The following is an 11301-nucleotide window of genomic DNA, read 5'->3' as shown; positions in this document are numbered from 1 at the left end:
GCGCCATGGCCCTGACGATCACGTACCCCGCCGCCCTGCCCGTCTCCGAGCGCCGGGACGACATCATGGCGGCCATCCGAGAGAACCAGGTCACCGTCGTCGCCGGTGAGACCGGCTCGGGCAAGACCACGCAGCTGCCCAAGATGCTGCTCGAGCTCGGCCTCGGCGAGAAGGGCCTCATCGGCCACACCCAGCCGCGCCGCCTCGCCGCCCGCACGGTCGCAGAGCGGATCGCCGAGGAGCTCGGGGTAGAGCTCGGCGCCGAGGTCGGCTTCCAGGTGCGCTTCACGGGCGAGGTCAGCTCCGCGACCCGCGTCAAGCTCATGACCGACGGCATCCTGCTCGCCGAGATCCAGCGGGACCGCCTCCTGTCCCGCTACTCGGCGATCATCATCGACGAGGCCCACGAGCGCAGCCTCAACATCGACTTCATCCTCGGCTACCTCAGGCGGGTCCTGCCCCAGCGCCCGGACCTCAAGGTCGTCATCACCTCCGCGACCATCGACCCGGAGCGCTTCGCCCGGCACTTCGCGCGCAACCTCCCGGACGGCACCTCCGAGCCCGCCCCCGTGCTCGAGGTCTCGGGCCGCACCTTCCCCGTGGAGATCCGCTACCGCCCCCTCACGGCGGAACCGGGAGACGAGGGTGGAACGGGAGGCGGAGGGGACGAGGCCGCCGTCGAACGCTCCGACGACGCGCTCGAGGAGGACCGCGACCCCGTGGACGCCGTGTGCGACGCGGTGGACGAGCTCTCCCGCGAGGCGCCCGGGGACATCCTCGTCTTCTTCTCCGGCGAGCGCGAGATCCGCGATGCTGCAGAGGCGCTCGCGGCGAGCGTCCAGAGGAACCCGCGCATGGCCGGCGCCGAGATCCTCCCGCTCTTCGCCCGGCTCTCGCTCGCCGAGCAGCACCGCGTCTTCACGCCCGGCGGCAGGCGCCGGATCGTCCTGGCCACGAACGTCGCCGAGACCTCGCTCACGGTCCCGGGCATCAAGTACGTCATCGACACGGGGACTGCGCGGATCTCCCGCTACTCGCACCGCACCAAGGTGCAGCGCCTGCCGATCGAGCGCGTCTCGCAGGCCTCCGCACGCCAGCGCTCCGGGCGCTGCGGCCGCGTCTCGGACGGCATCTGCATCCGCCTCTACTCCGAGGAGGACTTCCTCTCGCGGCCCGAGTTCACCGATCCGGAGATCCTGCGGACGAACCTCGCCGCGGTCATCCTCCAGATGACGGCGATGGGGATCGCGAAGGGCCCCAAGGACGTCGAGGCGTTCCCGTTCGTCGAGCCGCCCGAGTCGCGCGCGATCACCGACGGCGTGACGCTCCTGCGCGAGCTCGGCGCTCTCGCCGACGGCGCGGGCCGGGACAAGGCCGGCAAGGGCGCCCCGGCGGGGCTTACCGCGGTGGGCCACCAGCTCGCGCAGCTGCCCGTGGACCCGCGGCTCGGACGCATGATCGTGGAGGCCGGGCGGCGGGACTGTGCCCGCGAGGTCATGGTTCTCGCCGCGGCGCTGACGATCCAGGACCCGCGCGAGCGGCCCTCCCAGGAGACCGGCAGGCGCGAGGCCGCGAACGAGCTGCACGCGCGGTTCAGGGACGAGAACTCGGACTTCACGGCCTACCTGAACCTGTGGAACTACCTCCAGGAGCAGCAGCGCGAGCTCTCCTCCTCGGCGTTCCGCCGCCTGTGCAAGGCCGAGTTCATCAACTTCCTCCGCGTGCGCGAGTGGCAGGAGCTCTACGCCCAGCTGCGCCAGCTCGCCCGACCGCTCGGGATCTCGCCGGGCTCGGGCCGCGAGACGGACCCGGTGGGCAAGCACGAGGCCGTGCACCAGTCCCTCCTCGCGGGCCTCCTGAGCCACATCGGGCTGCTCGACGAGCGCAAGGGCGAGCGCGGGCGCGAGTACCTCGGCGCCCGGGGCACCCGGTTCGCGGTGTTCCCGGGGTCGGCGCTGTTCAAGAAGAACCCCACCTACGTGATGGCGGCCGAGCTCGTCGAGACGAGCCGGCTCTGGGCCCGCACGGCGGCGAAGATGGACCCTGCCTGGGCGGAGGCCGTGGCGCCGCACCTCGTGAGGCGCCAGTACTCGGAGCCGCACTGGTCCAAGCGCTCCGGCTCGGTCATGGCGTACGAGAAGGTCACGCTCTACGGCGTCACGCTCGTGGCGCAGCGGCGGGTCAACTACGCGCGGATCGACCCGCGCCTGGCGCGGGAGCTGTTCATCCGGCACGCCCTCGTCGAGGGCGACTGGAACACGCGGCACCACTTCTTCAAGCGCAACCGCGCCCTGCTCGAGGAGGTCGACGAGCTCGAGACACGGCTGCGGCGCCACAGTCTCCGGGCCGACGACGAGGCCCTCTTCGAGTTCTACGACTCCCGCATCCCGGAGGGGATCGTCTCGGAACGGCACTTCGACGCGTGGTGGAAGAAGGCGCGGCACGAGGACGAGCACCTCCTCGATTTCGACCGTGCCCTCGTGCTGCGCGAGGAGGCGGCCTCCGCCGTGGAGACGGCCGAGGCTGCGTACCCGACCGTGTGGCGACAGGGCGGGTTCGACCTCCCGCTCGCCTACGAGTTCCACCCCGTGGCGCCGGGCTCCACGCCGGACCCGTCCGACGGAGTGACCGCCGAGGTCCCGGTGCTGTTCCTGAACCAGCTGGACCCCGAGCCGTTCCGCTGGCAGGTTCCCGGCCAGCGCGTCGAACTCGTCACGGCCCTCATCAAGTCCCTCCCGAAGCAGGTCCGCAAGAACTTCGTCCCCGCCCCGGACGTGGCCCGCCGGGCCGTCGCTGCACTCGAGGCTGACTTCGACCCGGGCACGGACCGCCTCGAGGAGTCGCTCGAGCTGGTCCTGCGCCGGCTCAAGGGGCAGATCATCCCGCCCGGCTCGTGGAACTGGGACGCTGTCCCGCCGCACCTGCTCTTCTCCTTCTCCGTTGTCGATCCGCAGGGGAAGGTGCTCGGCACGGGCAAGGATCTCGCCGCCCTCAAGGAGCAGCTCGCGCCGGCCACGCGCCGCGCGATCGCCGAGTCCCTCGGCGCCACCCCTGCCCCGCCGGCGTCGGGGAAGGCCCGATCGGTGAAGGGGTCCGGACCGGTGAAGGGGCCTGGGCCTGCGAAGGGCGATGGGCCTGCGAAGGGCGATGGGCCTGCGCAGGGGTCCGGGCCTTCGGGGTCCGGGCGTTCGCAGGGATCCGGGCCGGCGGGTGCCAGGGGCACGGCGGCCGGCTTCACGGAGCGCAGCGGCCTGACCGAGTGGAGCGTCGGGACCATACCGCGCACGGCGAGCACTGTGGTCGGCGGCCACACCGTGACGGGGTACCCCGCACTCATCGATGAGGTGCGCGAGGTGCGCGGGGCAGGCAGAGGACCGGACGGCCGGCCGCCCAAGGGATCGCGCGGGACGGCCGGGCTGCGCGTCTTCCAGACGGAGGCGGACCAGCTCGCCGCGCACCGCGGGGGCGTGATCCGCCTCCTGGCCTTGCGCGTGCCGCCACCGGACCGCTACGTGCTCGAGCACCTCAACAACCGCGAGAAGCTCACGTTCAGCCAGAACCCGCACGGCTCAGTCGCCGAGCTCATCGCGGACTGCGTCCTCGCCGCGGTCGACCGCCTCGTCCCCGCGGAGCTCCCCTGGGACCGGGCGGCGTTCGATGCGCTGTACGACGAGGTCAGGACCGAGCTGATCGACACGGTGTTCAAGGTCACCGCCATCGTGGAGCAGGTCCTCGCGGCGTCGCTGCGGATCGGGAAGGCCCTCAGGGGCACGACGAGCCTCGCGCTCGTATCAGGCCTCAACGACGTCAAGGCGCAGCTCGAGCAGCTCGTGTACCCGGGATTCGTAGCCCGCACGGGCTATGCGCAGCTCGCGCACCTGCCCCGCTACCTCGCCGCGATCGAGCGCCGCCTCGAGAAGATGCCGGCGAACGTGCAGCGCGACGGGGTCGCGATGGCCGCCGTCCAGGCCCTTGAGGACGACTACGACGACGCGGTGGCGGCCCTCGCGCCCACAGGCCGGAATCAGGCCCACCTCGAGCGCGTCAGATGGATGATCGAGGAACTGCGCGTGAGCCTCTTCGCGGTGGAGCTCGGAACCGCCGGGAAGGTCTCCGAGAAGCGGGTGCGCCAGGCCCTCTCCGAGACTCTCGCACCGGCCTGATCGGGCATCTGCCCCACCCCAATCCCTGGACGGCTGCGGCCGCCCGCCAGCTACGAAAGGACCCCCGTGCTGCGTCTCCCCACCCCCGCCGCCGGCACCGAGATCGCAGGACTCGGCCACGCCGAGGCCAGCCGGCTCATGGACAACCACGAGCTCGAGGGCATGATGGACACCTCGGACGAGTGGATCCGCCAGCGCACCGGGATCGTCACGCGCCGCATCGCGGACGGCCAGACGGTCGCGGACCTCGCCACCGACGCCGCACGGCACGCCCTCGAGGACTCGGGCCTCCCCGCCGAGGCGATCGACCTCGTCGTCGTCGCGACGACGACCGCCGAGGAGCGCTCCCCCAACACCGCGGGCAGGGTCTCGGCGGCGCTCGGGCTCGGCGCAGACGGCCGGGGGCCGGGCATCATGGACGTCAACACGGCATGCTCGGGCTTCGAGTACGCGCTCGGCGTCGCGGACCAGTCCATCCGCACGGGCTCGGCGACGCATGCGATCGTCATCGGGGCGGAGAAGCTCTCGTCCGTCACCGACTGGACGGACCGGACGACGGCGGTGCTCACCGCGGACGGCGCCGGCGCCGCCGTCGTGCGCCCCAGCGGGACCCCGCGGATCGGGCCGGTCGTGTGGGGATCGAAGCCGGCCCTGGCCGACGCTGTGCGGATCGGGCCGCCGAGCGGCACCTTCTCCCAGAACGGCCGCGAGGTGCTGCGCTGGGCCCTCACGGACGCGGCGGACCACGCGCGCGCCGCCGTCGAGCGCGCCGGGCTGGCCCTCGCGGACATCCAGGTGCTGGCCGCGCACCAGGCGAACCTGCGCATCATCGAACCGCTCGCCGACGCGCTCGGGCTCGCGGACCGGATCGTCGTGACGGACGTGACCGAGTCCGGCAACACCTCGGCTGCGAGTGTCCCGCTGGGCCTGAGCCGGTGGTGGCACGCGGGGCGGATCCCCGAAGACGTCCCCGCGCTCCTCTTCGGGTTCGGCGGCGGCTTCACCTACGCGGGCATGGTCGCGATGACGCCACGGCGCGGCTGACGCGCGCCAAGGACCCCACAAGAAGCAGCCAGGGACCCCACAAGAAGCCGCCAGGGACCCCACAAGAAGCCGCCAGGGACCCCACAACCCGAGCGATCCAGCTGCCAGGCCGATACGGGGTCCCTGCCAGACCGATGCGGGGTCCCTGCCAGGCCGATACGGGGTCCCTGGCGGGCCGTTGCGGGTCCCTCAGGCCTGGGGCACGTGCTCGCCGTGGCCCGCGGCACGAAGGGCCTCGCGGATGCGCTGCGCTGCGGCATCCATGACCGCGGGGTCCGGGTCCTTCTCGGCGCGCTTGAAGTCGAACTCGGCCTCGGAGCTGGCCGGCCACACGTGCACGTGCAGGTGGTGGACCTCGAAGCCGGCGATGATGACGCCGGCCCGCTCGACGCCGAACGCCTCGACCTGCGCCCTGCCGATGGTCTGCGCGACCGCGGCGACCTTGGCGAAGAGCTCCGGCGAGGCGTCCGTCCACCGGTCGACCTCCTCGCGCGGGACCACGAGGGTGTGGCCCTCGGCGAGCGGCCCGATGCTCAGGAAGGCCACGACGTCGTCGTCCTTCCACACGAACCGCCCGGGGATGTCCCCCTCGATGATCTTCGTGAACACGGTGCTCATGCCGTTCCTCTCTGAGCCAGCGCGGGCGGACAGGTCCTGGGCGATCTTGTCTGCGCCGGGGATGACGGGACGTGGGGTCATGACGCCGACGCTATCCCATCCGGGGAGTCACCGAGGACCACCGGTCGGGCCGGGTCACGGGACCATTGGGAGAACGAACCGGGGTACAGGGCTGCGTCGAAGCCGGCGACCGCGAGGGCAGCGACATCGTGGGCGGCCGTCACCCCGGACCCGCAGTAGACGGCCGTGGGCCGGTCCGGGCGCACGCCGAGCGCGGCGTAGCGCTCGCGCAGTGCGGCGGGCGGCAGGAACGTCCCGTCCGCGGCGAGGTTCCCTGCTGTGGGGGCGCTCACGGCGCCGGGGATGTGCCCCGCCCTCGGGTCCACGGGCTCCACCTCTCCGCGGTACCGCTCCCCGGCCCGCGCGTCGAGCAGGACTCCCGGGAAGGAGGCGGCCTCGTCGGCGTCGATCCGGGGAAGGACGCCGGAGACGAGGTGCACGTTGCCCAGCGCAGCGAGCTCGTGCCCGGACTCGAGCTCCTCCCCCGCGCGCAGCCAGGCGGCCAGGCCGCCGTCGAGGATGCGGACGTCCGCCAGGCCGGCGTCCCGCAGCATCCACCAGGCCCGGGCCGCGGACTGCCCCGACACGTCGTCGTACACGACCACAGCGTCGCCGTCGTCGATCCCCCACCGCCGGGCCGACTCCTCGAACCGCTCCCGCGGCGGGAGCGGATGCCGCCCACCGGCGGCCTCCTCTGCGCTCCCGGCAGCGACCGGGACAGCCAGTTCGGCGGTGAGGTCGGCGAACACGGCGCCGGGGATATGGCCCTCCGCGTAGGCGGTGCGGCCGTCGGGACCGCCCAGGCTCCATCTGACGTCGAGGACCACCGTCCGCCTGCCGTCCGCGATCCTGCGCGCGAGCTCTGCCGCCGAGACCAAGACCCTGGGTGTGCTCATGACCGTTCCACTCCTTTGTGAGGACGCGTTCCGCTCCCCCCGAGGGGGCAGCGTGGCCGGCAGCGGGGTGTGCGGCCGGCACCCTCACCCTAGCGGCGGAAGGGCCCAGCGCCGAGCACTGTCCGCCAGGACGGGCGGGGATGGGCGCACGACGCCGGCACGCGGCGCCGGGAGCACGTCCGGTGCGTGCTGGAGGCGTGCTGGAGGCGTGCACGACGCCGGCACGCGGCGCCGGGGACACGTCCGGTCCGCGCCTGGCTGGCCGGCTAGAGCTCCAAGGACTCGCCTGCCGCGAGCCGGACGTACTCGGTGCCGTACTGGGCGGCCACGCGGGCCACATGGCCCTCGACGATCCCGAGCCCGCGCTCGTTGAGCAGGGCATTGTGGATGGGGACGGCGCGGCGGGCCCGGACCGCGATGACGAAGTCGAGGACCTCCCCGACCCGGCTCCATGGCGCATGGATCGGTGCGAGGAGCGTCGGGACCTCGAGCCCGGGCGGCACGGTGAAGGAGTCCCCGGGGTGGAAGACCTCGCCGTCGAGCAGGTAGCCGATGTTCGCCACGACCGGGATCGAGGCGTGGATGAGGGCGTGCTGGCTGCCGAACGTGCGCACCGAGAAGCCGGCGGCGCGGAACCGGTCCCCCGGTTCCACGGTCGTGATGCGCCCCTCGGCGCCGGGCGCGGCGTCGCGGAGCTTCTGGGCCGAGGCCGCGGGCGCCCAGGCCGAGAGTCCAGGGTCCTGGGCGAGCGCCGCGGCGGCGCGGTCGACGTCCAGGTGGTCGGCGTGCTCATGGGTCACGAGGAAGGCCTCGGCCCCGGCGAGCGCGTCCTCGACTTCGGAGAAGTTCCCGGGATCGATGACGAGCGCTCGGGTCCTGCCGCTGTCCTCCTTCTCGACGCGGACGCACGAATGGGTGAACTTGGTCAGCCTCATGGGCGCCAGTGTAGCGGCGGGAATCGGGCCCAAGGCGGCCCGTCGCAGGGCGTCCGCTTGCTAGGCTTGTGGACCGCACGGCACTGAGCACGAGGACTGGAGGACACGTGGCCGAGAGCACGGCGCACGAGGATGCGCGCCCGGCACGGAAGGAGCAGCGGGTCACCCGGCAGCGGCTCGCCGTCTCGGCAGCGCTGGACCGGCTCGAGGACTTCGTGAGCACGCAGGACCTGCACCGGCGCCTCCATGATGAGGGCGCTTCCGTCTCCCTCGCCACCACGTACCGGATCCTCCAGTCCATGGCGGACGAGGGCGTCGTGGACGTCCTGCGCAACGACGACGGCGAGGCTGTGTACCGCCGCTGCGAGGCCACGGGCCACCACCACCACCTCGTGTGCCGCAACTGCGGGAAGGCCGTGGACGTCGAGGCCCCCGCGGTCGAGACGTGGGCGAGCCGCGTGGCCCGCGAACACGGGTACACCGATGTTGCGCACACCGTGGAGATCTTCGGACTTTGCCCCGAGTGCACGGCGCTCGCGGGCACCGGCCAGGGCACCTAGGGCCGGGCCGGAGCCGAGGGCAGAACCGGCGCCGCCTGACCCAGGAGGCTAGGCCGCGACGGGCGTGCGCTCCGTGCCGCGCGGTACGCCGGTCCGGCCTCCGGCCCCGCGGCGGGCCCGAACCCCGCCCACGGCAGCGCACACTGCGTAGATGACGAACGAGAGCGTCGTGATGTAGGGGCTGATGGGCAGCCTTCCGCCGAGCGCGAGGAGGATCCCGCCGACTGTCGCCGCCACCGCGAACACGACGCTCAGCACGACGGCGAGGCGCGGGGACGAGGTGACCTTGAGCGCAGCCGCCGCGGGCGTGATGAGCAGCGCGAGGACGAGCAGCGCCCCGACCACCTGGATCGCCAGCGCCACGCTCACACCGAGGAGTAGCAGGAACACGAGGCTCAGGGCCCGGACGGGGACCCCGCGGGCCAGAGCCATCTCGGGGTCCACGCTCGCGAAGTCGAGCGGGCGCCACACGGCCACGAGCACCGCAAGGACCACGAGGGCCGTCACGGCGAGGAGCTGGAGCTGGATCGTGTCCACCGCGACGATCTGCCCCGTGAGGAGCCCGAACTTGTTGGCGGCCCGGCCTTCGTAGAGGGCCAGGAAGAGGATGCCGAGGCCCAGGCCGAACGGCATGAGCACCCCGATCACGGAGTTCTTCTCGCGGGCCCGTCCGCCCATGACGGCGATGAGGACAGCCGCGACGACGGAGCCGACCACCGAGCCGAACACCACGTCAGCGCCGATCAGGAGCGAGAACGCGGCTCCCGCGAAGGAGAGCTCGGAGATGCCGTGGACCGCGAACGCGAGGTCGCGCTTCATGACGAACGTGCCCACCACCCCGCCGAGGAGCCCGAGGACGGCGCCCGCCCACACGGAGTTCTGCACGAGCGCGAGGATCTCGCCGTAGTTCTCGAAGGAGAAGACGGCGTCGAGGATGTCGCCGAGGCTCACACCGGCTCCTTCCCGTGGTCATGGTGCAGGGGCTCGTGATGATGCGTCGTCGCGTCGGGGAGGCCGACGACGACGATGCGCCCGTTCACGCGGGACACCTCGACACGGCTCCCATAGAGGTCGGAGAGGACCTCGGTGGTCATGACGTCCTCGGGCCGGCCTACGCGGAAGCGCCCGTCGGCGAGGTAGAGGACACGGTCCACGTAGTCGAGGATCGGGTTGATCTCGTGGGTCACGAACACGACTGCGGCGTCGTGCTCGCGCCGCTGGGCGTCGATGAGCCGGCTCACGGCCTGCTGGTGGTTGAGGTCGAGGGAGAGGAGCGGCTCGTCGCACAGGAGGACCTCGGGGCTGTCGGCGATCGCCTGCGCCACGCGGAGCCTCTGCTGCTCGCCGCCCGAGAGGCGGCCCACCGGCACCTTGGCGTAGTCGGTCGCGCCCACTGTCGCGAGGAGGGCCTCGATCCGGGCCTCGACAGCCCTGCGCCTGGTGCGGATACCCCAGCGGTGCCCGTCGATCCCGAGTCCGACGAGGTCACGCGCGCGCAGGGGCGTGTCCGGGGAGAACGCTCGCTGCTGCGGGATGTAGCCGATGCCTCCCCCGCGGCGGCCTGCTGGACGGCCCGCGAGCTCGACCGTCCCCTCGGTGAGGGGCACGATGCCGAGCAGCGCCTTGAGGAAGCTCGTCTTGCCGCTTCCGTTCGGGCCGAGGACGGCGAAGAACTCACCCGGGGCGATGTCGAGGTCCAGTCCCGACCAGAGGCGCCGCGGGCCGAAGGAGAGGGACGCGCCGCGCAGCCGTACGGCCGGAGCGCGGCCCACTGGTGTCATGTCTGGAGAGTCTAGGACAGCGGCACCCGCTCCGGCATGCACCGCACGGGCTGCGCTCACGCAGAGGCCTTCGCGAGGGCGTCGGCGAGCGCCGTGGCGTTGGCCTCCATCCACGATGCGTAGTCGGTGCCCTCGGGCAGCGTCTCGGTGAACTCGACGACCTCGACGCCGGCCGCCTCGGCAGCCGCGCGCACCTGGCGCGTCTGGGTGCCCTCCGTCTGCGGGTTGTACGCGAGCACGCGCACCTCGCCCGAGGCGACGAGGTCCAAGGTCTCCTTGAGGGCGGCCGGCGGGGCGTCCTGCTCCTCTTCGACCGCCTCGATGAACTCCTCAGGGGTCGCATCCTCGAGGCCCGCCGCCTCGAGGAGGTAGAACGGAACGGGCTCGGTCATGACCACGTGCTGCCCGCCGTGCGCGTCCTTGAGCCCCGTCAGGGTCTCCTCGACTGTCCCGAGCCTCTTGGCGATGCCCGCGGCACGCTCGGCGAAAACAGGCGCGGACTCCGGGTCCAGCGCGCCGAGGCGCTCCGCGATGGCCTCTGCGACCTCGCCCATGGCGTGCACGTCGTACCAGACATGCTCGTTGAAGGCGTGGGCGTGGTCCGCGTGCGCGCCGGCGGTCTCCTCCGCGTGTGCATCTGCGCTCGCGCCCGACGCCGTCTCCTCCGCGTGTGCATCTGCGCTCGCGCCCGACGCCGTCTCCTCCGCGTGCGTGCCCGGGCTCACCGAGGCGTCGGCATGGTCCGTCCCCGGCTCGAGCCCTGCCACCTCGACCGCGGTGACGACGTCCGCCTTCTCCACTCCGGACTCCTCGAGGAGCGGGGCGATGAAGGCGTCGAAGCCGCCGCCGTTCTCGACGACGAGGCGTGCCTTCGAGACGGCGAGGCGGTCCTGGGCCGTGGCCTCGTAGGAGTGCGGGTCCTGGGTCGGCTTCGAGACGATCGAGGTCACCTCGACCCGGTCGCCCCCGATCTCCTCGACGAGGCTGCCGTACACGTTGGTCGAGGCGACGACCGCAATGCGGCCGTCCGCCGCGCCGGCGTCCCGGGAGGGGGCGCACGCAGTCAGGACGAGCGATGCTGCGGCCACGCCGCCGGCTGCGGCGCGGAGGAGGGAAGAGCGCACGGTTCCTCGGTTCTTCTCGAAGGGAAGGTGTAGCGAGCGGCCCAACTGGAGATGAGAATGGATCGCAGGCAAACTCCACTGTACCCACAAATGGGAACAATTCCCATTAGAGTCGCCCCT

9 protein-coding genes are annotated in these 11301 nt (G+C 72.3%); 3 read left to right on the top strand and 6 right to left on the bottom strand.

The annotated features are described in order from the left end of the window. The first annotated feature begins 5 nt into the window (after positions 1 to 5). Both hrpA and ABCQ75_RS03340 read left to right on the top strand, forming a co-directional pair. A complete protein-coding gene (gene hrpA, locus ABCQ75_RS03345) occupies positions 6 to 4163 on the top strand; it encodes an ATP-dependent RNA helicase HrpA (RefSeq protein WP_345883098.1) in 4158 nt (1385 codons plus the stop codon). Positions 4164 to 4229: 66 nt separating this feature from the next. After that, entirely contained in the window at positions 4230 to 5207 is a 978-nt protein-coding gene (locus tag ABCQ75_RS03340; protein WP_427916023.1) for a beta-ketoacyl-ACP synthase III, read from the top strand. A 189-nt stretch (positions 5208 to 5396) separates the two neighbouring features. On the opposite strand, the gene ABCQ75_RS03335 is transcribed toward ABCQ75_RS03340, so the two are convergent. The 3 genes from ABCQ75_RS03335 to ABCQ75_RS03325 all read right to left on the bottom strand — a co-directional run bounded on the left by ABCQ75_RS03335 (position 5397) and on the right by ABCQ75_RS03325 (position 7716). After that, a complete protein-coding gene (locus tag ABCQ75_RS03335; protein ID WP_345883232.1) occupies positions 5397 to 5825 on the bottom strand; it encodes an HIT family protein in 429 nt (142 codons plus the stop codon). Between the two features lie 77 nt (positions 5826 to 5902). After that, positions 5903 to 6781, bottom strand: coding sequence for a sulfurtransferase (locus tag ABCQ75_RS03330; protein ID WP_345883097.1), 879 nt, complete (start codon positions 6779 to 6781; stop codon positions 5903 to 5905). Between the two features lie 266 nt (positions 6782 to 7047). Beyond that, positions 7048 to 7716, bottom strand: coding sequence for an MBL fold metallo-hydrolase (locus ABCQ75_RS03325; protein WP_345883096.1), 669 nt, complete (start codon positions 7714 to 7716; stop codon positions 7048 to 7050). A gap of 107 nt (positions 7717 to 7823) precedes the next feature. Between ABCQ75_RS03325 and ABCQ75_RS03320 the strand changes: the two genes are divergently transcribed. After that, positions 7824 to 8276: a Fur family transcriptional regulator gene (locus tag ABCQ75_RS03320; protein WP_345883095.1), complete on the top strand. Its 453-nt coding sequence runs from the start codon at positions 7824 to 7826 to the stop codon at positions 8274 to 8276. Positions 8277 to 8324: 48 nt separating this feature from the next. Here ABCQ75_RS03320 and ABCQ75_RS03315 read toward each other — a convergent pair whose 3' ends face one another. Genes ABCQ75_RS03315 through ABCQ75_RS03305 form a run of 3 tightly spaced genes read right to left on the bottom strand, consistent with a single transcriptional unit; the run spans position 8325 to position 11181 of the window. After that, a complete protein-coding gene (locus tag ABCQ75_RS03315) occupies positions 8325 to 9227 on the bottom strand; it encodes a metal ABC transporter permease (RefSeq protein ID WP_345883094.1) in 903 nt (300 codons plus the stop codon). Beyond that, positions 9224 to 10057, bottom strand: a complete 834-nt coding sequence (locus ABCQ75_RS03310; RefSeq protein ID WP_345883093.1) for a metal ABC transporter ATP-binding protein — start codon at positions 10055 to 10057, stop codon at positions 9224 to 9226. Before ABCQ75_RS03310 ends, ABCQ75_RS03315 begins: the two co-directional genes overlap by 4 nt. Before the next feature lie 56 nt (positions 10058 to 10113). Then, positions 10114 to 11181, bottom strand: a complete 1068-nt coding sequence (locus ABCQ75_RS03305) for a metal ABC transporter substrate-binding protein (RefSeq protein ID WP_345883092.1) — start codon at positions 11179 to 11181, stop codon at positions 10114 to 10116. Positions 11182 to 11301: the final 120 nt, after the last annotated feature.

It is taken from the genome of Sinomonas halotolerans (assembly GCF_039615075.1).
Classification (GTDB): Bacteria; Actinomycetota; Actinomycetes; order Actinomycetales; family Micrococcaceae; genus Sinomonas; species Sinomonas halotolerans.
The sequence above is the reverse complement of the archived record's forward strand: the minus strand, read 5'-3'. Positions and strand labels throughout refer to the sequence as shown.